The organism is Nostoc sp. UHCC 0252 (assembly GCF_034931145.1).
Lineage (GTDB): Bacteria > Cyanobacteriota > Cyanobacteriia > Cyanobacteriales > Nostocaceae > Nostoc.
Genome location: NZ_JAYGHE010000005.1, coordinates 174,668 through 200,527 on the forward strand (window position 1 = coordinate 174,668; position 25,860 = coordinate 200,527).

Annotated in this window: 31 protein-coding genes, 2 pseudogenes and 1 riboswitch; of the genes and pseudogenes, 11 read left to right on the top strand and 22 right to left on the bottom strand. The window is 41.5% G+C overall.

The genetic code is table 11. The features are described from left to right. Positions 1-59: 59 nt before the first annotated feature. Positions 60-1,073, top strand: a complete 1,014-nt coding sequence (locus VB732_RS05280) for an ABC transporter ATP-binding protein (RefSeq protein ID WP_323229804.1) — start codon at positions 60-62, stop codon at positions 1,071-1,073. 41 nt (positions 1,074-1,114) lie between these two features. Here the strand turns inward: VB732_RS05280 and VB732_RS05285 are convergent, their stop codons facing one another. From VB732_RS05285 to VB732_RS05330, 10 genes are all read right to left on the bottom strand, one after another. Next, positions 1,115-1,948 carry an ABC transporter ATP-binding protein gene (locus VB732_RS05285; RefSeq protein WP_323229805.1) on the bottom strand — a complete coding sequence of 278 codons (834 nt, stop codon included), beginning with the start codon at positions 1,946-1,948 and terminating at the stop codon, positions 1,115-1,117. Further along, complete coding sequence (gene cbiQ / locus VB732_RS05290; protein ID WP_323229806.1) at positions 1,923-2,735, bottom strand: cobalt ECF transporter T component CbiQ; 813 nt, start codon at positions 2,733-2,735, stop codon at positions 1,923-1,925. The genes VB732_RS05285 and cbiQ overlap by 26 nt, the downstream gene beginning before the upstream one ends. Then, entirely contained in the window at positions 2,732-3,034 is a 303-nt protein-coding gene (locus tag VB732_RS05295) for an energy-coupling factor ABC transporter substrate-binding protein (protein WP_322677886.1), read from the bottom strand. Before VB732_RS05295 ends, cbiQ begins: the two co-directional genes overlap by 4 nt. Further along, positions 3,021-3,800, bottom strand: a complete 780-nt coding sequence (locus tag VB732_RS05300) for an energy-coupling factor ABC transporter permease (RefSeq protein ID WP_323229808.1) — start codon at positions 3,798-3,800, stop codon at positions 3,021-3,023. The genes VB732_RS05295 and VB732_RS05300 overlap by 14 nt, the downstream gene beginning before the upstream one ends. Before the next feature lie 25 nt (positions 3,801-3,825). Continuing rightward, positions 3,826-3,966, bottom strand: a riboswitch (cobalamin riboswitch). 302 nt (positions 3,967-4,268) lie between these two features. Beyond that, positions 4,269-4,949: a hypothetical protein gene (locus VB732_RS05305; protein ID WP_323229809.1), complete on the bottom strand. Its 681-nt coding sequence runs from the start codon at positions 4,947-4,949 to the stop codon at positions 4,269-4,271. A gap of 2 nt (positions 4,950-4,951) precedes the next feature. Further along, entirely contained in the window at positions 4,952-5,419 is a 468-nt protein-coding gene (locus tag VB732_RS05310) for a hypothetical protein (RefSeq protein WP_323229810.1), read from the bottom strand. 3 nt (positions 5,420-5,422) lie between these two features. Beyond that, positions 5,423-6,436 (bottom strand): site-specific integrase, encoded by a 1,014-nt coding sequence (locus VB732_RS05315; protein ID WP_323229811.1) that lies wholly within the window; start codon positions 6,434-6,436, stop codon positions 5,423-5,425. 432 nt (positions 6,437-6,868) lie between these two features. After that, entirely contained in the window at positions 6,869-7,153 is a 285-nt protein-coding gene (locus VB732_RS05320) for a hypothetical protein (protein ID WP_323229812.1), read from the bottom strand. Positions 7,154-7,296: 143 nt separating this feature from the next. Further along, entirely contained in the window at positions 7,297-7,632 is a 336-nt protein-coding gene (locus tag VB732_RS05325; protein ID WP_193919712.1) for a XisI protein, read from the bottom strand. Further along, a complete protein-coding gene (locus tag VB732_RS05330; protein WP_193919711.1) occupies positions 7,620-8,033 on the bottom strand; it encodes an element excision factor XisH family protein in 414 nt (137 codons plus the stop codon). Before VB732_RS05330 ends, VB732_RS05325 begins: the two co-directional genes overlap by 13 nt. A gap of 524 nt (positions 8,034-8,557) precedes the next feature. On the opposite strand from VB732_RS05330, the gene VB732_RS05335 reads away from it, so the two are divergent. Beyond that, the gene (locus VB732_RS05335; protein ID WP_323229814.1) at positions 8,558-9,214 is read left to right on the top strand and encodes a hypothetical protein; all 657 of its coding nucleotides are present in this window, start codon (positions 8,558-8,560) and stop codon (positions 9,212-9,214) included. A gap of 76 nt (positions 9,215-9,290) precedes the next feature. Here the strand turns inward: VB732_RS05335 and VB732_RS05340 are convergent, their stop codons facing one another. The 3 genes from VB732_RS05340 to VB732_RS05350 form a co-directional block, all read right to left on the bottom strand. Further along, complete coding sequence (locus VB732_RS05340; protein ID WP_323229815.1) at positions 9,291-9,419, bottom strand: hypothetical protein; 129 nt, start codon at positions 9,417-9,419, stop codon at positions 9,291-9,293. 105 nt (positions 9,420-9,524) lie between these two features. Next, the gene (locus tag VB732_RS05345; RefSeq protein WP_229501669.1) at positions 9,525-9,983 is read right to left on the bottom strand and encodes a hypothetical protein; all 459 of its coding nucleotides are present in this window, start codon (positions 9,981-9,983) and stop codon (positions 9,525-9,527) included. Then, entirely contained in the window at positions 9,976-10,740 is a 765-nt protein-coding gene (locus tag VB732_RS05350; protein WP_094353341.1) for a ParA family protein, read from the bottom strand. Before VB732_RS05350 ends, VB732_RS05345 begins: the two co-directional genes overlap by 8 nt. Positions 10,741-11,325: 585 nt before the next feature. On the opposite strand from VB732_RS05350, the pseudogene VB732_RS05355 reads away from it, so the two are divergent. Together VB732_RS05355 and VB732_RS05360 are read left to right on the top strand one after the other, a co-directional pair. Further along, positions 11,326-12,287 (top strand): annotated as a pseudogene (locus VB732_RS05355) (ParM/StbA family protein). A 2-nt stretch (positions 12,288-12,289) separates the two neighbouring features. Beyond that, complete coding sequence (locus VB732_RS05360) at positions 12,290-12,580, top strand: hypothetical protein (protein ID WP_104902259.1); 291 nt, start codon at positions 12,290-12,292, stop codon at positions 12,578-12,580. Between the two features lie 50 nt (positions 12,581-12,630). Here the strand turns inward: VB732_RS05360 and VB732_RS05365 are convergent, their stop codons facing one another. Both VB732_RS05365 and VB732_RS05370 read right to left on the bottom strand, forming a co-directional pair. Next, positions 12,631-12,807 carry a hypothetical protein gene (locus tag VB732_RS05365; RefSeq protein WP_323229817.1) on the bottom strand — a complete coding sequence of 59 codons (177 nt, stop codon included), beginning with the start codon at positions 12,805-12,807 and terminating at the stop codon, positions 12,631-12,633. Position 12,808: 1 nt separating this feature from the next. Beyond that, complete coding sequence (locus VB732_RS05370; protein WP_323229818.1) at positions 12,809-14,491, bottom strand: ATP-binding protein; 1,683 nt, start codon at positions 14,489-14,491, stop codon at positions 12,809-12,811. Positions 14,492-14,817: 326 nt separating this feature from the next. On the opposite strand from VB732_RS05370, the gene VB732_RS05375 reads away from it, so the two are divergent. The 3 genes from VB732_RS05375 to VB732_RS05385 all read left to right on the top strand — a co-directional run bounded on the left by VB732_RS05375 (position 14,818) and on the right by VB732_RS05385 (position 16,557). Next, positions 14,818-15,444 (top strand): primosomal protein, encoded by a 627-nt coding sequence (locus VB732_RS05375; protein ID WP_094353317.1) that lies wholly within the window; start codon positions 14,818-14,820, stop codon positions 15,442-15,444. A gap of 172 nt (positions 15,445-15,616) precedes the next feature. Next, positions 15,617-16,048 carry a hypothetical protein gene (locus VB732_RS05380; RefSeq protein ID WP_323229819.1) on the top strand — a complete coding sequence of 144 codons (432 nt, stop codon included), beginning with the start codon at positions 15,617-15,619 and terminating at the stop codon, positions 16,046-16,048. A gap of 185 nt (positions 16,049-16,233) precedes the next feature. Next, on the top strand, positions 16,234-16,557 hold the full coding sequence (locus tag VB732_RS05385) for a hypothetical protein (RefSeq protein ID WP_094332201.1): 324 nt from the start codon (positions 16,234-16,236) through the stop codon (positions 16,555-16,557). 78 nt (positions 16,558-16,635) lie between these two features. Here VB732_RS05385 and VB732_RS05390 read toward each other — a convergent pair whose 3' ends face one another. The 6 genes from VB732_RS05390 to VB732_RS05415 form a co-directional block, all read right to left on the bottom strand. Then, the gene (locus tag VB732_RS05390) at positions 16,636-17,181 is read right to left on the bottom strand and encodes a hypothetical protein (protein WP_323229821.1); all 546 of its coding nucleotides are present in this window, start codon (positions 17,179-17,181) and stop codon (positions 16,636-16,638) included. 152 nt (positions 17,182-17,333) lie between these two features. Next, the gene (locus VB732_RS05395) at positions 17,334-18,119 is read right to left on the bottom strand and encodes a DUF6753 family protein (protein ID WP_179075946.1); all 786 of its coding nucleotides are present in this window, start codon (positions 18,117-18,119) and stop codon (positions 17,334-17,336) included. 184 nt (positions 18,120-18,303) lie between these two features. Next, complete coding sequence (locus VB732_RS05400; RefSeq protein ID WP_323229822.1) at positions 18,304-19,074, bottom strand: mobilization protein; 771 nt, start codon at positions 19,072-19,074, stop codon at positions 18,304-18,306. Between the two features lie 45 nt (positions 19,075-19,119). Beyond that, positions 19,120-19,752, bottom strand: a complete 633-nt coding sequence (locus VB732_RS05405; RefSeq protein WP_323229823.1) for a hypothetical protein — start codon at positions 19,750-19,752, stop codon at positions 19,120-19,122. After that, a complete protein-coding gene (locus VB732_RS05410) occupies positions 19,749-20,897 on the bottom strand; it encodes a ParM/StbA family protein (RefSeq protein ID WP_323229824.1) in 1,149 nt (382 codons plus the stop codon). Before VB732_RS05410 ends, VB732_RS05405 begins: the two co-directional genes overlap by 4 nt. Before the next feature lie 278 nt (positions 20,898-21,175). Then, positions 21,176-21,556 carry a hypothetical protein gene (locus VB732_RS05415; RefSeq protein WP_323229826.1) on the bottom strand — a complete coding sequence of 127 codons (381 nt, stop codon included), beginning with the start codon at positions 21,554-21,556 and terminating at the stop codon, positions 21,176-21,178. 79 nt (positions 21,557-21,635) lie between these two features. Here VB732_RS05415 and VB732_RS05420 point away from each other — a divergent pair, with 79 nt between their 5' ends. The 4 genes from VB732_RS05420 to VB732_RS05435 all read left to right on the top strand — a co-directional run bounded on the left by VB732_RS05420 (position 21,636) and on the right by VB732_RS05435 (position 25,403). Next, complete coding sequence (locus VB732_RS05420) at positions 21,636-22,010, top strand: plasmid mobilization protein (RefSeq protein WP_223265518.1); 375 nt, start codon at positions 21,636-21,638, stop codon at positions 22,008-22,010. Then, positions 22,007-23,512 carry a relaxase/mobilization nuclease domain-containing protein gene (locus tag VB732_RS05425; protein ID WP_323229828.1) on the top strand — a complete coding sequence of 502 codons (1,506 nt, stop codon included), beginning with the start codon at positions 22,007-22,009 and terminating at the stop codon, positions 23,510-23,512. The genes VB732_RS05420 and VB732_RS05425 overlap by 4 nt, the downstream gene beginning before the upstream one ends. Before the next feature lie 12 nt (positions 23,513-23,524). Next, complete coding sequence (locus VB732_RS05430; protein WP_323229836.1) at positions 23,525-23,920, top strand: pyridoxamine 5'-phosphate oxidase family protein; 396 nt, start codon at positions 23,525-23,527, stop codon at positions 23,918-23,920. Between the two features lie 127 nt (positions 23,921-24,047). Then, the gene (locus VB732_RS05435) at positions 24,048-25,403 is read left to right on the top strand and encodes a hypothetical protein (protein ID WP_323229829.1); all 1,356 of its coding nucleotides are present in this window, start codon (positions 24,048-24,050) and stop codon (positions 25,401-25,403) included. A 162-nt stretch (positions 25,404-25,565) separates the two neighbouring features. Here VB732_RS05435 and VB732_RS05440 read toward each other — a convergent pair. Continuing rightward, positions 25,566-25,860, bottom strand: a pseudogene (locus VB732_RS05440) (hypothetical protein); the annotation flags it as partial.

The following is a 25,860-nucleotide window of genomic DNA, read 5'->3' on the forward strand; positions in this document are numbered from 1 at the left end:
CAGAGGTACGCCAAGGTAAGCGCAGAGGTACGCAAAGTGTTTTTAAGGTGAAGTTTCTCATGAGTAACTCGATTTTAACAACTCATAACTTGACTATTGGTTATAAGACATCCCGAAAAACTGTTCGGTGTGTTGCGTCTGATATTTCTGTATCTCTGCAAGCTGGGGAACTTGTTTGCTTACTCGGCCCCAATGGTGCGGGTAAATCTACATTACTGCGATCGCTCGCCGGAATGCAACCCCCAATATCAGGTGAAGTGCGACTCTTAGGCGAAAATATTTACAAGTTAGCACCACAAGAATTAGCCAAACGCCTGAGTTTGGTACTTACCGAGAAAGTTGATGTGGGAATGCTATCAGCTTACACCTTGGTGAGTTTGGGGCGATATCCTTACACTGATTGGTGGGGAAATTTGACACCCGCAGATGAAGCTATAGTAACTTGGGCAATAAAATCTGTAGGAGCAGTACACTTAGCACAACGCCAAGTTAGCGAATTAAGCGATGGTGAACGCCAAAAAATCATGATTGCGCGTGCTTTGGCTCAGTCGCCTATTGTGATGTTACTTGATGAGCCAACAGCTTTTCTGGATTTACCGCGACGGGTGGAAATTATGCAATTATTGCGTCAGTTAGCACGAGAAACCAATCAAGCAATTCTCCTTTCTACCCACGATTTAGATTTAGCTTTGCGTCTGGCTGATAAGGTTTGGTTATTAACAGCTAATGGGATTTTACACGTTGGCGCACCGGAAGATTTAGTGTTGAGTGGTGCATTTGCTGATACTTTTGAGAGTGAAGGTGTAGAGTTTGATGTTGCTTCTGGGGAATTTCATCTCCATACATCCCACAAAGGAGAAATTAATTTGATAGGTGAGGGTATTGCAACTATATGGACTATTCGTGCTTTAAAACGTGCAGGCTTCAAAGTTAATCAAAGTCACAATAGCTTACCAATCTCAGTAGAAGTAATATCAAACTCTAAACAATTTTTGTGGAAAATCACAAACAGCCAGACTGTATATACTTATTATTCATTGTATGAACTGATTAAATTTTTGGATTGTTTATAAAAGCATTGTCCCTAATTTATTGAGATTCTCTAACTATATAATCAGGAAAAATTACGAAATCGCTCTAATATCCGTTGTCGCACTCGTTCTATAACTACTCCCTCCTCAGCAGATAGCCCATCAAATAACATCTCATATATCAATGGTACGCCCAACTCTAACTCTGATAAAAGTGTACGCTGGCTAAATACATCTTGTGGTTTACCTTCTAGCATCAGCCGCCCTTTATCCATGACAAAAACCCAATCTGCCCACCGATAGACTAAATCCAAATCATGGGTTGCCATCAATAAAGTAGTTCCATCTTCATGAATTTTTTTCATGGTTGCTATCAAGTTACGAGTATGTTTTATATCTAGATATGCAGTTGGCTCATCCAACACCAACAATTCTGGTTGCAACACCATCACATCTGCTATGGAAACTCGCTTTTTTTGTCCTAAACTCAGATGATGCACTGGTCTTTCTGCTAAAGTAGTCAGTTCAAATTCAACTAATGCTTGTTCTACTCGGTCTTTAATTTCTGGTTCTGGTAAACCTAAATTACACAAACCATAAGATATATCTTCTTCAACAGTGGAAGCTACTAATTGTTGTTCTGGGTCTTGAAATACTAGTCCAACTTTCTGTCTTAAATTACCCAGATAATTACGATTATAAGTTAACGCTTCACCACGCCAACGGACAACGCCAGAATCAGGTTTATATAAACCGTTAGCTAATAAAAATAGCGTCGTTTTACCACAACCATTCTGCCCAATTAACGCACATCTTTTACCAGATGGAATCTTCAGTGTTAGACCATTCAAAGCTGATTCCTGTGCGCCTGAATAGGTGTAATATACCTGCTCAAATTCGAGTAAATATTCCTGCATTTCGCCAAAACTCTAATCCTATTAATCCTACACAACCGCAAATCGCTTCGATGATATATCGTGCTTGAGGACGATAGCGACGAGGATGCCAAACTCGAAATTCACTTACAAAACCCCGTGCTTGCAATCCGAGAGAGAACTGACTATATTTTTGTAAGGTTCGCTGTAATAGTTGTCCGATTAGTAGTGCTAAACTTTTCATTCCAGTTCGCCAAGTACGGTAGCCACCACGGGAATTTTGCGCTGTCCACAATTCATCGGCTGTGTTCAGCAGGATGAAAATAAACCGATACATTAATAATAATAAATCGGTTAAAAGCACTGGGAATCCTAAGTAACGCAGAGTTTGTAAAATTTCCGTAAAAGGGACAGTTAGCATGAGAAAATATAGGCAAGAAACAGAGGCTAATGCTCTGGTTAGAATTCCCCATGCTTGGATACTGCCACTATGACTGATATAAATATAGAAGTGTCCGAGAGTTAGTCCATACCAGGAATCTAATTGTACCCTTGGCAAATCATTAATCGCAACCCCATTCACCATTAATGCTGGTAAACTCGTCAAACAAAAAACTATGGTGAACATTAACAACCGAAAATAAACACCAGCCGGAATTCTTGCATAAATAACTGTCCAAATACCCATCCAAAGCGCGATTAAAATTTGCACTAGCGGATGGGTAGCAAGGGAAATAGCAAGAGTAGTAAATGCAAAAATTAGTTTATGTTCTGGTGGCAATCTTCGCAGTCGATTAGTATAAGCTAAAGTATCTATTTGCAGGCTCATTCTTCACGTTTTTGTTGTTGGGAACGTCCTTTATACAACCCAATTGCATAACCGACTACTCCAGCACCTAAAGCTGCTTGCGAAGCAAATAATAAACTTTCTATTTCACCACTAGCTGGTTCAAAAAATGATTTAAACCAGGGTTTATATCCAGGTTGTATTTCAGTAATTGCTTTTTCTGCTTTGTCATCGGAACCGGCAAATTCGCCACCACGCACAAATATTAACGGTGCAACTGCTAAGGCTAATACAGCTACTACCAACAGCCAGTTACTCAACCCTTTTTTAGATTGACTCATTTCCTTGGGGTTCCCGTTTGATTAATTTCAACAATTCTAATTCTTGAGGATTATAAGATTGCAGCCAGTTCCACACCAATACAGTTAGCAATCCTTCACTAATTGCTAAGGGAACTTGAGTTATAGCGAAAATCCCGGCGAACTTGGTGAATGAAGCGATAAACCCACCAACAGGTGCAGGAAAAGCTAGGGCGAGTTGGATAGAAGTGATAATGTAGGTGAGTAAATCTGCGATCGCAGCTGCTAGGAATATGGCGATTTTTTGTTTACCACCCAACTTGATTGTCAGATTATATATCCAGTAAGCCGCAAATGGCCCAGCGATCGCCATCGAAAAAGCATTTGCCCCCAGCGTCGTCAAGCCGCCATGCGCCAGTAACAAAGCTTGAAACAACAATACTAAGCTACCTAAAACCGTCATGGTGAGTGGGCCAAATAGCACCGCACCTAATCCCGTCCCTGTTGGATGAGAACAGCTACCTGTCACAGAAGGGATTTTCAACGCTGACAGCACAAAAGTGAAAGCACCAGCCAAGCCCAGCAGTAGTTTCAGTTCCGGGTTAGCTTGGGTAATGCGAGTCAGACTACGCAATCCTAGTAGAAAAAATGGTAATGCCACAATCCACCAAAAAATTGCCCACTGCACGGGTAAAAAACCTTCCATAATGTGCATGGCGTAGGCAGGTTTGGGTAAACCAACTACCAAGTAAAAACTGATAACTCCCATCAGCGTTAAACTGACTAACGCCTGTTTTTTTCTGTTCATAATCTGTACCTCGCAGATTTATGTAAACGCATTGATTCTAACCGGCGGGCATCCTGACTCACCTTATTTTGGTTCACAGTTGCGGGACAGCGCCGGATTTACACCGGACTTTCCCCCTTGCGTCCGATGGCTGCTTCCCACCAGAACCGATTGGAGTAACTATATCACTATTACTAATTTTGAGCAGCACTCTTCATCAGGTATTCACCAGAACCTCAGCGCCGTAGAGAACCCATTTGACATCTTAGGAAGGGTCTGCAAGTCTCTTAATCATTAGCCTGATGAAACAGAGGTTGAGTTTGGCAGTGGCACTAGCTAGAGTTCGTTCAAAGTTTTTCACTAGAATTTTACAACGCTCCATCCAAGCATTGGAGCGCTCGATCACCCATCTGGCAACTGCTGGAACAAATCCAGATTTTCCTTGTGCTGGTTTCTCTTGTTGTGAGGGTTTATATGGCGAATGTATTGTTATTGGTAGTAGGAAGGAGAGCTTTTCACCCAGACATTATGGTTGTGATAAAAATCACCACGCTGTTCTAGTGTAAACCCACCCAGCAATAATCCTAACCATACTTCTACCATCGGCATTTGCAACACACGTTGCAGTTTAACTAAAGAAATCTCATCTTTGACATTTATCAGGTAGTTAGCGATCGCGCGATGCCATTTTTCCACATCCTCATCTGATGCCAAATTGCGAACATCTTCTAAAGTTGTCACCTCATCAAGCATTGCCAAAACATTCGCTTTTTCAACAGGTGCTGCTACAGAATCACCCAACTCAGTAGGAGATGAAAATTGGTGTGGGCCGTGTGGTTTAAAGGTTTGTGGTGTTTGCGGTTCAATCAAATCATCTAAATCGAGGTGCATTGTTGTCCGCACTAGACCAGCAAAGAGATCGGTGCTAATAATTGGCCCCAAAAGACTATTGCGATCGCGGGTATCTTGCAACAGCACTTCGGCACGAGACTTGAGAATATCCGCAATTTGACTGAAGGCAAGCGCTGCGGTTAATAGCTGTGCCTCCAAGGGTAGTTTTTCTAGCTCGGCATCCAAACAATCCCACATAGCATCAAGAGAAGAAGTTGGTGGAGATTCGGACAACTCATCTAATACATCCCAGATGGTTAATTGGCGGTATGTGGTCATCTCTAGGATTCTGGATGTAACGGGCAGGGTCGTACTGGGCAGTAGCTTGAGGTAATCTCAAACATATCCTTATATTGATATAGTGAAACACTGTATTGTTTTGCAAAAGCCTGCAACACCTGATCTGTATAGGCGCGGATCTTGCCAGCCGTTAGTCCAAAGCAGTGAATTGGTTCCAGGCGACAAACAGGTTTTTGCCCCAGCCAGAGTTCTGCACCCAAGGCGTGCAATGGCTTATCCCCCGGTTCTTTATATAGATACAACACTGCAAAATATGTTGCTGGTGGTTCGACTGTTACTGAATCAATTTCTGCTGAATGACTTTCACTCCGGCGACGATAGAACGAACGGCGATTGTGACAGACTTTTGGATTCCAGCATCCATCCCCTTGTGTCCCATGCAGTAGTTTAGCTTGAGTTGTTGGTAGTTTAGAACATAGCTGACACCGTTGATCTAATGGCTTTGGCATAGTCTACTCTGCTTCCTCTTCACCAATCGCACGATAGTAGGCAGCGATCGCGGCTTCTTGCTCACTGCGAAGGGTATAGCGCCGAAACGCTTTCTCGCTTTGATGTCCTGTTAATTTTCGTGCATGGCTGGGGTCAACTCCCAATAGTAATAAATCAGTAGCGTAGGTGTGACGAAAGGAGTGAGGGTGCAAATCCTCAATGTGAGCTATTTCACCGATTTTTTCCACAGCGAAGTAAATGCCGTGATAACTCAAGCGTTCACCCTTGTATGAAGCATGATGTGAAATCATCAGTGGGCTAAGGCTGTTTAACACCTCACTCCTTTCTTCTCGCGATCGCAAATACTCTGCTAAAACTTCCCGACTCTCTTTTCGCAGTGGAACTAAGCGTGGTTCATTGGTTTTGGTGTCTGGTAAAAATAGCAGCTTGCCATCAAATGAGCCAACATTTAGCTGTACAACTTCCCCTGCCCGGAGTCCATGACTGAGAATGTGAACGAGTGCTGTATCGCGTTGCTTTGTTTCTCCCAATAACTCTAACGCTGACCAAACCTGTTCCATCTGTTCTGGGGTTAAACTCTGGGCTGGTGGTAGTGGCACTTTTTCCAGTTTTATCCCCAGTGTGGGATTAGTAGCAATAATTTCAGGATATGTGTAAGACATCCATTTGAAAAAGCTTTTGAGTGCCGCAATTCCCGCATTAATGCTGCTTTTTGAAAGCGGTTTACCTGCATCAGTCCGTATTTCATCACGGAGATATTCTTTATATAGCGCAAGATGACGTGGACGCAGTTCATGATAGTGCAGCTCACTCCATACCAAAAATCGTTTGAGTTCTCGTTCGTAAAGCTTGCGGCTGTTTGGTGCGAGATTGTTGCTGCGTAAAAATTCCAGAACTTTTACCCACCGAATATCGGTTGGTGGTCTTCTAGTTTCTCCTGGCTGTGTGAAATGTAGAGCTTCACGATCAAGGGGAATGAGTTTGATCTCAGGTAGAGAATCTGCGCTGTAGTTCATCCAGTTTTGTGTAAATTATTAGTTATTAAGTATTAAATATAACCCTGTATTGATTTGAGACTACTCATCTGGTGGTGAGGTAGTCATGACTTCTACGACGGTACGATTGTCACTGTAAGGATAAGATGAGCAACTTTGAAAGCATAAGTTGAGCAATTACGTAGCCCAAAGCCTTTATACTACGTCGGAAATTATTTATCGAAAACAGGTTTTGAAACCATAACATGAGCAAAGGTTTTGTTTTGTAACCCTAACGTGAGCAAATATATTCATGCCCAGCATTAAAACTTTGGTTAGGTATAGCTGCTATGAAAACCGAAATCGAGCAACAGAGCTACTTTCTGTTTGAGTTCACTACCTCTACTTTTGTAAGAATAAATTGAGCAACCTACTTTGAAACCATAAAGCGAGCAACTTGCTCATCTTATGCTTTCAGTGACAACGATCGTGACAGGTTAGTGCCTGCTCCCATGTAGAATAACGCTGCATTCTCCCGTGATGAGGCCCGCCTAAAACCATCGTTTCAAAAAGCAACGGGGGATCTCCAAAAGTGAGATCGAATCCTGAAAAACTAGTTGATACTTTGGCATCCCCAACTATAGTTTCGGCAACTAGATGTTGTCCTGAATCTTGTACTGAGTGTAAATAATCTCGCCACTCTGACAATGAATTAACAGCAACAGGGGTATGTCCTACGAGTTTGTAATAATAACGCATGATTAACAACTTGTGGCTATCACAACAAAATTTTACCCGAATTTATACAAAATAAAGTAGTCCTTTTACTACCTCATAGCTCTCTATTAACTAATACATCTTCAATCGGAATGGTGGCAAAGATTCTGCGTTTTGTATCATGTTTATTCCACAGCAAATCCCGATAATTGACGCATTTTAGGAGTATGAAAACCGATGACAATATCTTGTTTAGGTACACCCATTTCTATCAATTCTAAAGCAATATCTACTTCCGTTGTATTTTGTTGAATCCAAATTTTATTATTTTTGATATCTAGGTGCATTATTGGGCCATAGATCCGTTTTTGATTGTTCCATCCAATGCTAATAATTTGATAATGGTCATACTCTACGTCAAAAATCTGTTCGACCTCTACATCTCCATAACTAGGCTTGTACTCGATATACTTAGTTAATAATTGCCTAACTTTTGTGCGGTATTCATTTAACTTATCCATTGCTCTATTTCCTCAGTCTCAAGGTTATAAATAATTAATTTCAATTTGTTTTCGTTGACTACAGTTTGAATAAAAGGCAAATTAAAAAAATCATTATAAGTTACCAATGGTACAGCTAAATATAAATTTCTCGAAGGTTCTTCTGCACGTAATGCAGTCCGATAATTAATAAACTGTCCTAGTGCCATGTGAAATTCTGAAATCTTCGATGCACTAACAAAATTTTTGATTTCAACTGCTATTTTTTCTCCAGATTTTTCCGCAGCAACTAGGAGTTCTGCACCTAAATCAATCTGAACATCAACTCCACCACACCGAATATTTAGCGGGTCATCTGTAACTAACCAACCATCTTTTTCTAGTGCAGACCTCACAATATTGTGGAATAAATCACGAGCCATAGTTTCACAGCAAAGCCACACTAATCTTAATACTGCTCAACACCCTTAGTGGTGTCATTCGCCAGTAAAACATTTAAACATAGATTTCAACTTAGTACTGACTATCGACTCCAGTACATAATGTAAGCATATAAAAAAGTTGAACAATTAGGAGAGTGATGCTAAGAGAATGTGGGCGCGATGGGCGGCGATCGCTCTAGTAAATAACGTAGCATGGGCGCGGTGTACAGGCTCTTTGGAGCGATTTATGGACGGATGCCTGGAGCGCGGTAAAGCACCTAACAGAAATTGTTGGATTTTATTATTTATTGTTGAACTTTTTTATTCCTCTACACATAAATCCTTTAAATCTAGACTTTGCTCACATTATGCTTTAAGTGACATCGTAATACAAGACTACAATATAAAATAAGCTACCCTTATCTTTTATCCGACATAATCTACGATTAATACCATTTGCCTTCACATAGCCTTTTGTTCTAGCTATTAAAATAAGTTTATTAAGCTAGAACTAATTTGAAATCATGCCGCGTAAGATATGTGGACTTGGCTTTGACTGTGCCTCAATGATGTTGCAACCGGGTATTGACCCTGGAGAATGCTTCAATTATACAACCTGTGGAGCAGCTATTAAATTGACTCCAGATGAGGAAATCGAACTAATTCGCGTGCGGGAGATTGCGTCTTGCCAACGGCAACAGGAGTGGGAACGCAGAGAGGAAACCTTTAAAACCACGCGCCGCGAAGCGGCAGTGATGATGCTGATGTCAAGAGGTTGTCCTCAAAGTGCACAATCGCTGGGCGTTGCTGCACAAATGGAAGCGATCGCCGCCTGTGTAGAACAATTGCATCACAACTTAAATAATCTAGAAGGATGCTACATTGCTCCTGGTGGCTGTGAAGTACATCATTATAATGTGAAGCGCCCAAGTGGAGTTTATGGATACAACAAACTCACTGCTCCTGAGCCAATATTTGAACCATCTGAAAAACAGCAGAAAGTGAAAGTTGTTCATTTAAGCCATGATGACGATCCGCGAAACACTGAAGCACGGCTGGGGATTGAGCGCCGAAATCAGTTAACTCGTGTACGAACGCTCTTGGCAACAACTGTGGAACTGTTACTTGAGGCAGCCAATACTCTCACTGAACAGCCTTCTGATGAGGAGCGCTCAGTTTGAAGGTTTAACAAAAGACGCTTCCCCCAAAGTAAACTCTTCTTCCCAACGTGCTCTCACCCCCAGTCGAGTAACGGCTTTAGTCTTGCAACGACCGGATTAACACAGCCCGATGAGCGATCGCTACTCCAAAATTGAAACTGACATCTATGTCACCTACTGTGGGGCGTAGCCCATCGCCAACGCGGTAAGCGAAGTAGCTGATCACCCTTTTCTATCACTATCACCAAAAGCTGACAAGAAACCATAAATTGAACTTTTTGCTTAATTTATAATCAAAGTCACAACTTCTCACGGATGGATTAGGGTTAACTTAATCGTTAACGTTAATTTTCTTAGCCAATGTCTGAAATTTGCGTTGTTCACCAGCTTGTTTACGCTGTTGATAACGTTTTCTAGCTTGGTTTAATACCTCTTGCAATAATTCCTCATTTTCTGAGCAGACGATAAATGCAGCTTCTAGGAAAGTATCTCTAGTAATTTTATTTACATTGCAAAACGTATCTAGCTTGGTATCAATGTCCTGTTCTAACCTGATTGTTCGCCTGATGATCTGGGTTAACTCTAACTGCTGTTCTTGATTAGAAGTGCTTACCTTATCGTTTATTACTTCCTCACTATCTAAATCCGGTTTTGGTTTCTCAGATAAATGACTAAATTCAGTAATTTGGTCATTTAGTAAGTTATCATGTTGTACTTTTACAAGTGTTGTATCCCGTGCTGGAACACTTGGACGTGTCTTTTTCTTAAGGCGCTCAAAAACATCAGACATTCTTTTGTAACCTCTCGATAATTTGTTGGAAGGGAGTTTCGAGTTGTTCAAAGCCTAGAGAAGACAAACTTACACCTTTATCTATGGCCTTTTTGAATTGTTCAGATTCTAGAATTGAAGGTAAAACGACTATTTCTTCGGCAATTGTTCGCATTGCACTGATACTCGCCTTACTTTGTGCGACTTGGTTATTACCTACCCATTTATCTCTGAATGGCAAGATGCCAAGCACTATCCCTGAAAAAGCATCAATTTCTTGAAGTTCCTCAACTAAACTCAGAGTTCGGATGAGAGAATTTACACCTTTGGATGATGCTTCTACAGGAATGATGATATGGTCAGCTGCCCCCAACGATGTAAGGCAGATTTGCGATCGCTGAGGTGGCGCATCAACAATGCAGTATTGGAATAAATCTGATACCTCTTTTAAGCGTTTGCTCAAAACAATAGCTCCCATACCGCTCCCAGACAAAAATTCTTGAGCATTATCTAATCCATCATCAGCAGGAATTAACCATAGGTTTTCTCCGATTTCATAAATACCGTCTTCAGTATTGATCTGTTTTTTGAGAACTTCTAGAAGCGTGGGTTGATTCTGCTGAACTTCGTGCCCCAGGTAAAAAGTTAGGTTCGCTTGGGGATCGGCATCAATCATCAGTACACGCTGTCCTGTTTGAGCAAGCATTCTACCCAACAAGATTGCAACAGTTGTTTTTCCCTGGCCACCGGACAAGGATGCACAAGTAAGAATTAACATTTTACTGACTACCAGCAGCATTGTGTAAATTAGTCAATATCATAATGCATAATGTTGTTTTTAAGTTATTTAGTCATTATGTAATTTAGTCATTTATAAATGACTAAATTGTAATTAACGCTATTTAGTCATTACTTTAGCTTTCAAAAAGTCCTACTCTTCGAGAAGATAGATGTAAAGATAGATTTTTGTCCTATTTGTTTGTTGGTAATTTTAGTCAAGACTGAATTTAGTCATTCAGCAATAACTGAATTGCGTAATAGTGCAATCTAGTAAACCAGTTTTATTTTATTCAGAAAATAAAACTTCACAAATGCTCATGGGGGCTTTATAGGGGCTATATGTACCCCAAAAATGATTCAGGACTTCGATGAGTATTTGACCCCTGCATAGGGTATATATGGGTGTTTTGTGGGGTATATTTGACTGTTTGACACTTTATACCCCACTTAGCCCCCAAGGGGGTATGATAAGCTCTTGAGGCTGGAGAAAAAAGAGGTAGTCATTTTATTCTTCTCTCCTCTGCTCCCCCATATCTCCTCAACTGATAATTTTTACAAATTGAACCGTATTAAATTTCCCCCAATGTCGAACATTCACACCTTACAAAAATTTTTCCTGCTGGCTTTGATAACGGTTATGGAAGCCTAAAACTTTTAGTCGATGGCTTTGAAGTAGTTCGTGTCCCCAGCTATATAACCAATGCCGAGATGGAAGATGTACCCGGACGAGTAGTTTTTAATGGTACTGCTTACACTGTTGGAGAATCAGCTTTCCGTACAGGTTATCATTTTGACCGGAATACGGATAACAATGAAAATAAAGTCAACAACGCATTATTGACTTTATTGGGTGCATTGGCACATCTGCCACACCGTAAGGCTTGGCACTTAAAATTAGTTGTCAGCTTACATGATGTTGGTCTGGCTGACGAATTGCAAAAAGTACTAAGTGGGGAATATCAGCCAATACTTGCTGGTAAACAATCAGAGGTGAAAGTAGAAGTGCTGAAAATTGTGCTAGAGGGGATGGGTGCATTGTTTGGGCATCAACTACCGAAAAAATTAACCATTTTAGACTTTGGCAATGGAACGACTCTGTATTCTCGTTACAACCAGGGGAAGCGAGAAGTTCACACCGCCTACCCCATCGGTGTAGAAGTTCTCATCGATGATATTTCCCAAAAAATGAAACATCTAAATGGGGGAAAAATCGGGGATGCATCCAAAATCCGATTTTGTCTGGAAATGGGACATACCAAGTACAGCCGTGACATCGATATTAAAGATATATATAGTGCTTGTTTGAAAGATTGGTATGAAAAATACTTGAAGAAAGTGGTGAACTTGACACTTGATGCCAAGCACCAAGGGGATGAAATTTGGGCTATAGGTGGAGGGTGTCTGTTACCAGGATTTAAGAAGCTTTTAGAAAAGAACGGCTTCAAAATTCTGGATAATCCAGTGGAAGCTAATGTTTTTGGGCTTCTAGAAATGGCAAAAACCATTATGAGCAAGAATCCAACAACCACATCTGGGAAGCTATAACAATGACAGACAAACAAGACTTGACACCGGAAAAAGTTCGGATCAAAGATAGCTACCGGGAGCGGATATTTGCAGAATCACAGCAATTAGGTAAAAGTTACCTGGAGACGCTTTACTTTATCATTGATTGTTATTTTGCTTTCAGAAAGGGTACATTCCCTACTCAACAAGTAGCTTTCACCCCGATTAATACTGAGTCAAACCAACTTATTCAGCCGACTAAAGAGCTATCGACAGACTCTAAACCAGAGGATTCTGATGACCAAACCTTCAGCCTTGATTTTGATTTGTAAGGGAAATATAGGGCTCCCGTGAGGTTGGTCAGCCGATGCTGTAGTCAGAGTCAGCGCCCAAGGATGTCACCAGTCGAAGTTAGAGAGCTTTTCACCCAGACATTTTGGTTGTGATAAAAATTACCATGTTGTTCTAATGTAAACCCACCCAGCAATAATCCCAACCATACTTCTACCATCGGCATTTCAAAATCCGACACAACCTGAATTTCAAAAATTCCACTCATATCACCCAAATAACTCCTGGTGCTGATAAGCAAATCGAGAAACATCCAGACTAGCCACAGGTTTAGCATAAATAGCCTGATTGCGAATTGCCTGTATCTGTTCTGACTCTCGCTCCATAGCTGGTGTGAATTCTTGTCGCTGTTTCAGCAAATCCTCAAACTCAATTTCCCCAGGTCTACCTTGATAAAAAGCCGACTCAGCACAACGACGGACTGCATTACCAATTTCTGCTGGACTGCAAATGCGATATTCAGCCAACAGTCTACGCCATTGATCATCACTCCAAGGTGAGTTATTGTCTCGAAAAGCTGGAAAATACTTAGCTAGATGTAGATTGAAAACTTCATATCTTGCCCCTTCATGGGGTAAATCCACAAAAAAGATATCATCAAAACGGCGCACTAATTCCGCAGGTAGCATTGACAAGCGATTGACAGTAGCAATGGTATAAACTGGCTCTTGATGCTCTTGCATCCAAGTCAACAAAGCCGCAGATAGCCGCCGTGCCACACCTCCATCTGCATTGGAGTCCCAGCCCGCAAAGCCTTTATCAAAGTCATCCCAGTAGAGTACACAGGGAGCAAGGGAAGTCACCAAAGCAATAAACTCCTTTAATGCTCTGTCGGGGTGAGGATCGCTCAGTAGTACACCCCAATTAGCTGCTAACAGTGGCAATCCCATTTTCTTAGCTGCTAACTTGGCAGAAAGACTTTTACCAGTACCCGGTGGCCCCCATAAGAGCATTCCAGTGGGAAACTTCAATCCATATTGCTTTGCTTGAGGTTGAAGTAGACAGGTAATAGTTTCCAACCTTTTCTCCAGTAAATCTAATCCCCCGGCTGAAGGTACATCCGGTTGAGCAATGTACTCTAAACCCCGACCCCGCAATTTGCTAACTTTATGCTCTAGGACTAATTGGGCGATTTCCTCAAGCTGCTCTGCAAAACCTAGACATTGCTGTAGTAGCATATTTATCTCACCTATGGGTAAACCCTGACAGGCAAGAAAGAGCAATTGCAGTGCTGATGTTTTTTCTGTTGTCTTTAACCAAGAATTGCGATCCGTTACGGCGAGGTAATCGCGATCTGCGCTTCTCTGCGAGACGCTACGCGAACGCAGCAGCGCTTCGCTATCGCACTCAGCAAACTGCTGAAGCCGGGGATGGCTACTTCCAACCCAGGCATCACAAAACTGCTCCACAACCATCTGCACCTGCTGTTGGTCTGGAAGTGGATTTGACAGTATAGGAATAAAAGGCTGTAATTCTAGAGGTAGTTGAATGTAAGTTTCCAATAACACCCAGTAATGATGTTGTTGACTCCAGAGAGCTTGATGACAGGCATTAAGTAATTGATAGCTACATTTTTGACTTATTTTGCTAGCATCACCCTCATTTAGCATTCCCTCCAGTAAATAAATACCCGATTGATATTCCTCCAGAAGATACTGAATAATGTCCCCGTCTTTACCTCTGTCAGTTGACTGTAAGATGTAGTGACCTTGATGCTGAATTAATTTCTGTAGTCCACAGTAACCAGGATTCCAGACAAAGACTGACAAAGAACGTTCTTCACCCCAATGGTAAAACTGCTGTAAAATCTGCATTCTGTCAGGCGTATGATACTCCACAGCCACAATTGGAGTATTTTGGTTAGCTAGAGCAGGCCAGTCTGTCAACTTCATAAACCTGAATTTAACAACTTACTTTCTCCTTGTAGAGCAAATTTATTACTGATGCTTTAGCCACAAGGATAATTATTACTAACAGGTTGGCTATATTTATTGTGTGAAAAAGAGCGATGGCTACGCCCGCCGCAGGCATCGCCTCCAGTACAGTGTTAATTTCGGAAACTGCTCCTAGTCCGCTTCTTTATCTCTTAAAAGCATAAATTTGTCGCAGCAAAGACAGGTTTGAAATCGCAAAAAAATGAAATTGAAATGAAATGGATGTGAAAGCCGCGATTGCGGCAAGGAGGTGAAAAATTTACTTCATTAAAGGAAGCTGTAAAATGGCTATCGCTAAAGCTAGAACCAATAACAATCGCAACGCAGCTAATGCTAAAACATCTGCCAAAACCAATGGCACATCCGCTACAACTAAATCAAAGGTAGCGAATGCTTCACCACAAGAAGAGGCATTAGCATTATTGAAGGAATTGCGGAACCTAATCTTCAAAGAATATGGCGTTAAATTACAACTACGCGATTCCCGTGTTTCCACAAAAATCGGTCATGCAGCCCGTGAAAAACTCGGACTTGATATTGCTGCTCAGGTCAAAAAGAAAGGTGGTAACAAAAAGTTTGATTGGCAAAAATGGAATACCAAATTATTTACTAAATTGTTTGGACAACCAGATGCACTCAAATATGCACCAGAAGTAGTAGCAATTTTCATGAGTATGCTGTACGACACTATCAGCACTGACCCAGAGCAAGCAATAGCAGATTTAGTGGAATTCAACCGCGCATCTCTGGAACGTCGTAATTCTTTCCAGGAACAAGAAGAGGAAGAACTTGACGATTTAGATGACGAACTAGACGAAGACCTGGATGAAGATGAGGAGGATATTGAAGATGAACTCGACGAAGATTTAGATGAAGATGACGAATTAGATGAAGAAGATGAGGACGAGTAAATAACTCCGACTTATTCTCAGTAATTGACAGAATAATAACCCAAAATAACCATGTATTGCCTCAAACAATACAGGTTATTTTTTTGCCGAATAAAGAATTGAAATTGGAGCTAATTGCATCTTTCGATGCTGTTTCTATGAGAAAAATACTAAATATCAAGGAGTAATTCTCATGGTTAACGCTAACGTTCGCAAAACTTCTAAAGCATCACGCAAAATTGAAAGGCATATTCCTGCTTTAGAACGAGTAATGACTTATCAGGAAAAAGTACACCTGATGGTAATTGAAGTATTGCGGGAAGAATCAGGAAGAGAATTAGCAGCAGCAGCCAGATTTAACGGACAAGAGTTTGATTGGGACAAACACAATTGCCAGTTCCGTAAGGACTATGTAAATACACCATTAAAAGAACTGGTGAATTATGCCCGCAAACTTTATGGCTTGAATAATCTTGATGAAATACGAGATAGACGTGCTTCTCATAAAGCTGCTCGGTCTAAACGCATGGACGGACTCAATGGTTTAAGTAGCAACTCTGATGACTTGATAAATGACGATTTTGATCAAGATGAAGATGACGAAGATATAGAAATTGACGATTAATTACAATGCCCTGAATTAGATAATTCAGGGCATTCTATTTCCCGCCCACCCGCATTCAATAAACAGAATTGAAGGCAGCGATTGCTGCTGAATTCAAAAGACTCAAAAGTGAACTCTAACTCAGAAGGCATCTGTCGATGCTATCTATGTGAGATGTAGTAATTCGTTAATCAAAGGATAATCAAATGACTCAAATGACTCGTAATCAGCAACAAACAAAAGCGTTGGATCAAGTAATAGGTTATCAGGATAAAGTACGATTAATGGTACTGGAAGTTTTACGTGAGGAATCAGGTAGAGAACTTGCTGCTCAAGCACGTTTTAATCAGCAAGAATTTGATTGGAACGAACATAACATTCAGTTTCGCCAGGATTATAGCGAAACTCCCATCAATGAACTACTAGCATACGCCAAACGTCTGTATGGACTGAAAGATTTGGATGCAGTACGGGAGCGGCGCAAAGCTCATAAACAACAACGTACAGCTAGATGGGCTGAAGCTTCATAATTACCTGCTGGCTCTCACAGCAGCCCCACTAAAATGTGGGGTAACTTTTTTGCCCACCCACCCTCAACCGTAAAAGCTTTATTTTACCGAAGATGCAGCTTCGCACCCCACCCCGCCAAATGTTGTAATTGTCTGACTAGAAAGTTTACTAGTCATTAACTCATTAATCTGCTGGTTTGAAAGTTGAGTTGGCTTGACTTCGACTGTGGGTGCAGTTTCTCCCCTGTTGACTTGAATAATGGAATTAGCCCAATAAAACTGCTGCTGGTTAGGTTGGGAATAAACAGGATAACAGCCTTTTGAGGCGATCGCTAATTTATGCTCTACGCTAGAAACTGATGGCAGAGAAATACCAGCACGAACTAATTTTGCCTCTCCTATTGGGCCCCACAAACGTAATTGTTGATTGACACAACGTTTTCCATCCTTGAGAGGGGCAATAATGTTGCCACAAACTTTAACATTCACATCATACATCGGCGGATAATCAGGCACAGTTTGAGCTTGAGCTTGAGTCGTATTCCTCTCATCCTTGCCACTGACATTTACAGTAGTAGGGGTACAAGCTGTAACTATACCTCCTATTACCAGCAGCCAAAGCCAGTTAACTTTGCAGGTAAACATCTGCTGAATCCTCTTCTACGATTGAGAAATTGACAACTAATTTTTTAACTTAAACCTCGTTCATTTTGAAACCTGGAGTTTTTAATGAGAGTGTATTATTCTTTTGTGGCTTGAGTTCTGAGCTTTACTCTAATTCCAAAAAACTATGGTTTTCAAGGTAGACGCGGTTTAGATACAAACTGGCGCTGATTGCTAGGTGATGTCCATAACGTGCAGAACCCGGATGAGGCTTTTCTGCTACTTGCTCCAATTTCCAGTGTTACCCCCAAACGCTTGACATCCTTAGCACAAGTAAGTTGACCGTTTTGGTCACGACTCAGCAAATCTTGGTTCCATTGCATTAGGTTGTGAGCAAACTTACCTTCATTACTGGTTGCCCATTCCAAAGCATTGGCTTGGGCTTGGGTCAGTTGGCGTGGCCCAGCAGGATCTAGATGACTGGATTGATACCAGGACATTCCACCTACACTTACCAGTCCGCCTACTCCAGCTGCAATTAATAGCAGTATTCCCGCAGCAATTAGAGAGGGAACTGAATGAATAGCACGCTCAAATTCAGTACGCCTAATTAATCCTGTTACAGCCTGAGCGATCGCTTTTTGCTGACCTTTTACTGCTGCCTTTTCATATGTCTGGAGATGGTCATAAAGCTGCGTTTGCCACAGGTCAAACATTGCTTCCATTTCTTTGGGATTGTCTTCCAACAGCACTTGTAGCCTACCAGTAGCAATCATCATCAGAAATGCTGGGTCATCAGGGTCAAGTCCGGTTTGGACTACTATTTCCCAAACCCTAGCTTTAAATGAATCATCTTTACCTCGAATGGCTAAATCTAGTAAAGTTGGGTAAGGAATTTGGCTCAGTCCTTTGCCTCTAGCAGCTACTGAATCCAAAAACTCATCGTCTAAATCGAGTTCTTCAGTGTGAGAATTACTCATATCTGTATTTGCTTTTAGCTAATTCGCGCCCTCGTCCACTACGCTCATTTGGTAATTTTATTTGATGGTGGGAGATGTCACCGAAATAGTGCTGAGTGCTGAGTAACGAGTCCTGAGTAAAAAAGTAAAATTAATTGCACAGGCTAAACCCCCCACTATCCATATACACCACTCCTGAATTAGATTACTTCTTGGTAGCAACCTTGCCGTTGACATTAGCATCATCAACTTTTTCTGTTGGAGCAGTAATTGAAGCTGCTGGAAGGTTCCAAATTTTAGCTTTCTCAATTTCCTCAGAAGCTCTTTTGAGAAAACTGTGTAATCGCTGCTTACCCAATACACCTAACTCTCCATAATCTCTAGCCGCAGAAAAATTTATTTGATTGGCATCGAGGATATCCCGCTCTCGATAGCTGAACTTGGGAAAATTGATGACAGCTACTTTATGAGCTTTGATTAAATCCTGTAAATTCTTACGTCCATCTACATGTTTCCAGTCATCGCATAAACCATAATTGCGTACAAATATATGCTTAATCTTATTCTCAAAGCGTTCGAGAGATTGCATAAATAATTGAACGCTGTCATATCCACCACTACAAACAAACCACTTATATATTTTGACCTTATTTTTCCCAGTAATTTCTAGGATTTGATTACGCTCAATCCAATCAGTTACTGCTGGGTATACTTGAGCAGGTAAATTGACAATGACAGAAGTTGTTAGTGCTAAATTAAAAATTTCATCAGCATCGTAAGCTTTACGCTCTGATTCGCTAAAAACTGCTGTTTTATGATTATCTGGGTAAAATGCGCCCACATCTGGATTACTTTGGTCTGCTTCTACCAATTCATAAGAGAGTTTATTGTCAATGCAGTATTGCACCATAACCCGTGCAAACAAAGACTTGCCAACTCCACCTTTTTCACCATCCATGAAGTGAATTGCTGCCATCTTAAATCTCCTTTCTGATTTGACTAAATGTGCATTAATAAATACTTAAATATTCTCAAACATATCGTCTGTTTCATCATAGAAAGACCCCTCACCAGGAATGAAGGAATCAGAATCTATTTTGTGTTTTGGCTGATTATCACTATTACTACTGCCTTTACTTTTAGCTTGAGCGCTAGTATTACGCTCATTTTCATCATCAATACCACCGCTATTACCAATTTCTAGACCGAACATAGTAGCAAGCATTTGAGGATTGGCCATAGTGCTGAGAGGTGTAGGCAAAACATCACTTGATTTATGTGGTAATCCTAGTTCCATTTGCAAATAAGCCAAATGTTGCTCCAGGGCATGACAACAAATTAACCCTACCTGACGCACCTCTTTATCACTAATTTCTACATCCGCATTTGCTTGAGCTTGATATGCTAAAGGCAACCAACACATTCGTAATGCCTGTAATACCATCTCTTTGCTAGTACTGACTCCATTTCCTTTTTGCAAATATATAATTAGCTTTGCATCAACAGTATTTGAGTAAGCACGAAGCCGAAGAGTCAAATTTTTATATTGTCTTTGTCTGTTAGTATCAGTTCCTTCAGACAGCCTACGACTACCGTTACTACTGGGCTGTCTATTATTGTCATTATTTTTGGGTTGTTTTTTATTTGTAGTCATGCTACCTTCTCGATTTGCGCTCTAAACCGCATAAACAAACCAAACGCATCAATCAACCTAAACGACAAAGCTTCCTGCTCTCGGAAAGTACGGCAATAATCATTACTTTTATCCTTGAATACTTCTTGTACCTGTTGCTGTAAGTCAGCACCCCAATAAGTTGAAATTTCTTGAAAGCAGTCTTGTAACTCTTGCTCTAAGTACAATGCTGCGCCACCACTCAAAATCACCTCGTTCACCGCAGGTAAAGTTGATTCCAGCCAATCGTAAAGCCTAGACCAATACTCAGTTTTAGCAGTAGCAATGGCATTAACAATCATCTGCAATTCATAGTCAATATTTTTAGGTTCTCTACTTTTGACTAGAGTGCGAATTGCTTGGTTATCAGCCGTGATATCTGAACCGGCTGCATAGATGGCAGAGGTTAAAGCAGTGGCATCCTGTCCAGATGTGCGCTCAATTACTCGCTTTACCATTTGGTGAAAGCCCAGCCCATTAGTGTAACCCGCCGTCATCTTGCCCCGTTCAAATAATAGAAGACTGGTATTGCGATGACCGAACATTAGCACTGCAATGGTTTGGGCATTGAACCATTCTTTACCATTCTGGCGTTGGCGAATCATTGCTAATCCTGCACCTTCGGGTAAGCACTCGAATCGCTCCAGTTTCACCCGCAACCTTTGACCCCGAAACCTAAAATCCTTGAGTGCAGACTGCAATTGTTGCTCAAATGCTTGGCGGTTTTGATATTCACCATAGGGCAGTAGTGAAGTAAGTGATAGTGAAAACCTGTTAGGCAATTTGTTGTGTTGAGCGATCGCACCAATAACCGCTAGGGCTTTGTGAATTGAGGTTTCGTACTTGAGCTTATCGAGTCTGGCAGATGCTGAAAACTGCCGTGCCAGGAATCCAACTACCGTACATTGTGTATCACCATCCGCAGAACTTGACACCCAAGCTTCATCTGCTGGTTTAGGAGATTCCAAACCCTTGCGACTCGACATATAAGCGTCAATCGAACTTTGAGGCAACTTCAGCATTTCTGGTTCCATTGTCATCAAACATGGTTTGCCTTCAGTTGCTAGTTCGTAAACAATCTTGGTCAAGGAAGCACCAGGGTCAAAACTGACTATCAAGTTTGACATTGACTGTGGTTCACCTAAAAGCTTTCCTTTAAGTTAAGTGCAAATAGAAATCATGCCAATCTACCCACTGACCATTTTTATAAGGCGAAAAATTAGCTCATTGGTTATTTTTTTGCTGCATTTTCTCAAGTAGTTATCTTTATGCTATTGAATTCGATTCAAAAATACGCCACTCAAATGCCAATTCAACGCCACTTAAGCGTCACTTGAGCGCCAATTCAATCCCAATTGAGCGCCAATTCAACGCCACTGCATACATTATGTATATATTGTTCTTATCAAGAACTAAGCTTATTGACAATAAAATGGTCAAAAAATGCCAATTCAGTGCCGCTTAAATGCCAACTCAATGCCACTGATGTTTTTAATTTGAGTAGCCCAAAAAAACCTTTGGTGAGTAGCAAGCTATGTTGCTGTCCGGACATTTTTTCTGGGGAGAAAAAACGCACCCCCCAGGTGCGGCAACAAACTTGCCCTCCTTTCACGGTTCCCCTACCTAAGTAGGTCAACCACCGTGACAGAGGGGAAGATGATACGAAAATTCTCTCTAGGAGTTCAGCCTGGAAAATTTCTGCAAGGTTTGGGCGGATTAGCTTTTTAATTGCACGATGGGCTACGCCTTGCCGTAGGCGATCGCATTTCATTATCTCGCATCGCATCTTGGCATCGAACCAGAATCGTAAGTAACCGCTTGGTCAATGACAAATGATAGTGCAGTCGTCAAACTTAAAACAGCTAATGACTAATGCATCAATAATGCGACAGAAACGCTCACACAGGATAGACATTAGACTGACTTTGGCAGAATACGAGAAAGCACAGCTAATGGCAGATGAAAATAATCTCACTATGAGTGAGTTGTTTCGTGCCAAAACTCTGAAAAATAGATTGCCCAGGCGTGTCACCAAAGTAGCAGGCCAAACTTACTGGGAGTTGGGGAAAATAGGCAATAACCTCAACCAAATAGCTAAAGCAATCAATACTTCAGTACTCATGGGAGAACCTGTGGTCGTAGATAGAGCATTGTTGTCACAGGTAAGAGATTTGGTGAAACAGGTGCGGCGAGAGATTGCTGAAATTGATTTAATCACTGATTTGCAAGATGAAGGATGATTGGTAAGCACATCAAAGGTAAAAGTTTTCGGGGACTGCTAAACTACCTCTTTGGCAAAGATGGAGCAAGACAAATCGGTGGGAATATGGAAGGAACAAACCCACGCGAATTAGCAGCTGAATTTGGTATATCTCGAAGATTAAACCCAAAGGTGAGCAGGGCTGTTTATCACGCTTCTCTCAGTTTGGCCCACAAAGAGAGTTTAGATGATGATACTTGGGATGAAATCGCCCAGAAGTATCTTCAAGCAATGGGTTTTGATATGAACCAATATGTCGTAGTGCGGCATACTGACCGGACTCATGAACACATACATATTGCTGCCAGTCGCATTCAATTAGATGGCACTACAGTTTCTGATAGCTGGGACGATCACAGAAGTGAAGTGGTAATTCGTAAGTTGGAGCAGGAATACAATTTGCAATCGGTGCAACCAAGTTGGGAAAAAGATAAGCACAGTCCAACTACTGGCGAACGTAGGCAACTTGCCAGAACTGGAGAGGAAAGCGTTAGGGTCAAACTTCAGCGATCGCTCGACCAAGCAACACACGACCATCCCACTATGCCAGAGTTAATAGAGCGAACGCAACAACAAGGTATTAATGTCCGTGTTGGTTATACTCGCACAGGCATTGTCAAAGGCATTAGTTACCAACTTGATGGTGTGGCTTTTAGTGGTACGCATCTTGGTAAAGCATATACCTTTCCTGGTTTACAAAAGCATCGAGGTGTAAACTACAGTCCCAAGCGGGATGACAAACGCATCCAGAAACTCATGGAACAAGCAGTTGAAAATCCCACACCAGCAGTACCTCCAAAACAGGATGACAAACGTATCCAGAAACTTATGGAGCAAACTGTTGAAAGTCCCACGCCAGCAATTACTCAAACAAACTCCTTGCCTATAACAGAACCAACAAACTGGGAGCAAATACGCCTAAACTTAAGCCAGCAGTACAATTTACCCAATTCTCTGCTCACAGAACTGTATGAAAAGGGTTGGCTCTATGCAAGTCAAACAGGTCAAGCAATATTTGTGGAACGCACGCTCGATGATCTTCCAACTCTTGCCAAGCAGCTAGAACCAACAGGTAACTTCACCGCTATTCCCCTGAACTCTGAAGCGAGGAAAAATGGTAGTTTTTGGATTGCTACAGATGCCACAGTAGAAAGAGCAGTGCTACTAAGTGACCCGATTGAAGTTCTCTCTGTCATTGCCTTAGAATCAACTGTTGACAAAGAAAAGCGCAAACCTACATTATATTGGAGTGTAGGCGATAGTGACCAATTACCTCTAGAATTTTTGCGAGCGATCGATACAGTGGTCATCGCTTTTAAAGATAATGAGAAAGTTGAGGACTTGATAGCTGAGATACTGGCTGAACTACCTCAAGCCAAAAAAGTTTCTCCCGGTGAAGCTGGTTGGAATGGGATGCTAACTAAGAATCACTCGCAACCCAACCAAAGCCGAGTACCAGAGCTTCAAGGTTGGGAACTTTGAGGTTATCCCTACATTCAATTTCGTGGTGGACAACCTGGGTTTTTGAAAGCTGTAGATGAAAAGACTTTAGGATTTGCTGATTTCAAAGGCAATGTTCAATATGTTACCGTTGGTAATCTTGACGAAAATGACAAAGCTTTTTTGTTTTTAATGGATTATCGCCATCGCCGACGGTTGAAAATTTGGGGGCGGGCTATGTATGTAGAAGATGATAGCGAACTAATTGAAAGCCTGAAACTTCCTAACTATGAAGCAGAAGTGGAACGAGTGATTGTGTTTCACATTGAAGCTTGGAATTGGAACTGTCCACAGCACATTCCTATTCGCTATTCTGAACAAGAAGTGGCGGCATTGCAAGCGAGAATAACTGAACTAGAGGAACTTGTTGCTAAGAAGCAGCAAATCTAATTTTTCTGAGTGAGCCAAGCCAATCAAAGGTTTCAGGCGAAAATTTATGTAAGTCAAATGTGGAAAAGTTAGTTCTAGCGCAGCTAACGCCACTTAGAGAGGGATAAACTCTCTAGGCGTAACTGCCATGACCTTCAATTCCAGAGAAACAACGATTAAATTTCTTAGACAAATAGGCTTTACCATCGGAACCAAAATTTGGCTCAGGATTTCTTGGGACTTGCCCATAGAAATGATACCTAAAAACTGGAATAATTACTGCCGCAATGGTCAATTTGTCTACTCCCACTACATTCTCTGCGGTAAAATCACCCAGCAAGGATTTCAACTCTACTGCTGCACGAAAGGAGGTCGAGACAAACAGGGCAACACCTGCTGGCGACTGACACCTAAACGCTATGCTGATGGTTGGGCATTGGCATTTAAAATGTCATATCTTGGTGCTACAGTCAGTTTTTACCCTAACCAACCAGACAAGGGAATCAGCAATCAGCACGTCAGTCAATGCCAATGTTTGTTCTACGAAATTGATGATTTGCCATTGAGTGAGCAGCGACAAGCTGTAGACTGGCTAAAGGACGAAATGAACTTGGAACCCGCCGCCGTAGTTTATACAGGTGGAAAATCCCTGCACGTTTACTTTAAATGCAGCCATTCCTTGAATCCTGCTGAATGGCTGTACCTCAATCGCCAACTGACGATTATCCAAAACGCAGATCCAGCCATTTGCAACTTAGCTCGTTCCATGAGACTGCCAGGTATGCTTCGCAGACAGGTGGTGGATGGAATATTGAGTGCAACCATCCCCATTACCTTAGAGCATTGGTCAAACTGTCAGTACAATGTGGAAGAACTAGAAACCGCATTTGATTCTACAGCTTTATTTCCCTACGAACTTTCTGAGCAACGTTGGCGCAAGTGGGTGCAACTTCTCACAAGAGCGAAAAATGGAGAAGTTATCGACCCACAAACAGCGTTACTGCAACCTTCTGTGACTGTCTCTCGCTCAACCTTGCATTGCCGACGAGGAACAGTAATACAGGCTACAACCAGAGATAATGGCTTATCTCTTAAACAACTACGCGCTAGCGGAGTGTCTGTTCCTTTGTCTATTTGTTTAACTTTTAGCGATCGCACTTTACTAACTTATGGCGAATCTGAGGGAAACAGAAACAATTCTGGCTACAAATTAGCTCGTAACCTACTGGGTACATCTAATTTACTCACTAGACACGGAATCGCTTATCATCCTGAACCACGCCAACTATTTGACCGATATTGCGATCGCTGTAAACCTCCACTCGAACCAACTGAGGCAGATACAATTTGGCACAGTGCAAATAAAACAACAGCCTTTGCCAGTCGGGACTTTGGCTCAATTGTCATGAGCATTCGTAAGTGGAAGTTACACCGCAAATCAAAAAAGCAATGCGTAAGAAAACCAAAAAGATTAATTAACGAGAGATTGACAAAATCGATGTAATACCATTCCAATTTCTACCCATAATTTACCGTGTACACATATCTTTGTACAGGATTAAAACGGTGTGGGACAACTCCAAAATACTTGTGTGTACACGGTAGCCCTATTCCAGGGAGACTATATGACTATTAAAGATGAGTATTGAAAGTACTATCTCTAGTTTTACTTTGCCATTTTTGGTAAATAAGACTGACGATAATTGTTCTTAGCCATCAGCCTAGCCTCACGCTTTGTCCACTGTTTTTGTAAAGGGACATCAGCCAATCTTTGTAATAATATGAATACACTATCATCTCCAGTCAACCGAGCGATGATTTGAGCGATCGCCTTACAACAACTCCAAGGATGACGTACCACCTGAACTTCTGCAAATCTCACTACACCCCAATTGCGCTCCAAGAAAAAACGGTTACGGATTTTATCGTCATCAACATCAATGCAGTGGTGAGGTTTACCT

Coding starts and splice junctions, on each gene's coding strand:
- VB732_RS05330 (WP_193919711.1), bottom strand. CDS start 8,033: ATGGCTCGTGATTTATTCCACAATATTGTGAGGTCTGCACTAGAAAAA.
- VB732_RS05300 (WP_323229808.1), bottom strand. CDS start 3,800: ATGAACAGAAAAAAACAGGCGTTAGTCAGTTTAACGCTGATGGGAGTT.
- VB732_RS05380 (WP_323229819.1), top strand. CDS start 15,617: ATGGTTAACGCTAACGTTCGCAAAACTTCTAAAGCATCACGCAAAATT.
- VB732_RS05335 (WP_323229814.1), top strand. CDS start 8,558: ATGCCGCGTAAGATATGTGGACTTGGCTTTGACTGTGCCTCAATGATG.
- VB732_RS05375 (WP_094353317.1), top strand. CDS start 14,818: ATGGCTATCGCTAAAGCTAGAACCAATAACAATCGCAACGCAGCTAAT.
- VB732_RS05410 (WP_323229824.1), bottom strand. CDS start 20,897: ATGTCAAACTTGATAGTCAGTTTTGACCCTGGTGCTTCCTTGACCAAG.
- VB732_RS05350 (WP_094353341.1), bottom strand. CDS start 10,740: ATGTTAATTCTTACTTGTGCATCCTTGTCCGGTGGCCAGGGAAAAACA.
- VB732_RS05360 (WP_104902259.1), top strand. CDS start 12,290: ATGACAGACAAACAAGACTTGACACCGGAAAAAGTTCGGATCAAAGAT.
- VB732_RS05400 (WP_323229822.1), bottom strand. CDS start 19,074: ATGGCAGCAATTCACTTCATGGATGGTGAAAAAGGTGGAGTTGGCAAG.
- VB732_RS05415 (WP_323229826.1), bottom strand. CDS start 21,556: ATGCGATGCGAGATAATGAAATGCGATCGCCTACGGCAAGGCGTAGCC.
- VB732_RS05365 (WP_323229817.1), bottom strand. CDS start 12,807: ATGAGTGGAATTTTTGAAATTCAGGTTGTGTCGGATTTTGAAATGCCG.
- VB732_RS05345 (WP_229501669.1), bottom strand. CDS start 9,983: ATGTCTGATGTTTTTGAGCGCCTTAAGAAAAAGACACGTCCAAGTGTT.
- VB732_RS05435 (WP_323229829.1), top strand. CDS start 24,048: ATGACCTTCAATTCCAGAGAAACAACGATTAAATTTCTTAGACAAATA.
- VB732_RS05405 (WP_323229823.1), bottom strand. CDS start 19,752: ATGACTACAAATAAAAAACAACCCAAAAATAATGACAATAATAGACAG.
- VB732_RS05320 (WP_323229812.1), bottom strand. CDS start 7,153: ATGCGTTATTATTACAAACTCGTAGGACATACCCCTGTTGCTGTTAAT.
- VB732_RS05280 (WP_323229804.1), top strand. CDS start 60: ATGAGTAACTCGATTTTAACAACTCATAACTTGACTATTGGTTATAAG.
- VB732_RS05295 (WP_322677886.1), bottom strand. CDS start 3,034: ATGAGTCAATCTAAAAAAGGGTTGAGTAACTGGCTGTTGGTAGTAGCT.
- VB732_RS05390 (WP_323229821.1), bottom strand. CDS start 17,181: ATGTTTACCTGCAAAGTTAACTGGCTTTGGCTGCTGGTAATAGGAGGT.
- VB732_RS05420 (WP_223265518.1), top strand. CDS start 21,636: ATGACTAATGCATCAATAATGCGACAGAAACGCTCACACAGGATAGAC.
- VB732_RS05305 (WP_323229809.1), bottom strand. CDS start 4,949: ATGACCACATACCGCCAATTAACCATCTGGGATGTATTAGATGAGTTG.
- VB732_RS05315 (WP_323229811.1), bottom strand. CDS start 6,436: ATGAACTACAGCGCAGATTCTCTACCTGAGATCAAACTCATTCCCCTT.
- VB732_RS05395 (WP_179075946.1), bottom strand. CDS start 18,119: ATGAGTAATTCTCACACTGAAGAACTCGATTTAGACGATGAGTTTTTG.
- VB732_RS05370 (WP_323229818.1), bottom strand. CDS start 14,491: ATGAAGTTGACAGACTGGCCTGCTCTAGCTAACCAAAATACTCCAATT.
- VB732_RS05325 (WP_193919712.1), bottom strand. CDS start 7,632: ATGGATAAGTTAAATGAATACCGCACAAAAGTTAGGCAATTATTAACT.
- VB732_RS05310 (WP_323229810.1), bottom strand. CDS start 5,419: ATGCCAAAGCCATTAGATCAACGGTGTCAGCTATGTTCTAAACTACCA.
- VB732_RS05425 (WP_323229828.1), top strand. CDS start 22,007: ATGATTGGTAAGCACATCAAAGGTAAAAGTTTTCGGGGACTGCTAAAC.
- VB732_RS05385 (WP_094332201.1), top strand. CDS start 16,234: ATGACTCAAATGACTCGTAATCAGCAACAAACAAAAGCGTTGGATCAA.
- VB732_RS05285 (WP_323229805.1), bottom strand. CDS start 1,948: ATGCAGGAATATTTACTCGAATTTGAGCAGGTATATTACACCTATTCA.
- cbiQ (WP_323229806.1), bottom strand. CDS start 2,735: ATGAGCCTGCAAATAGATACTTTAGCTTATACTAATCGACTGCGAAGA.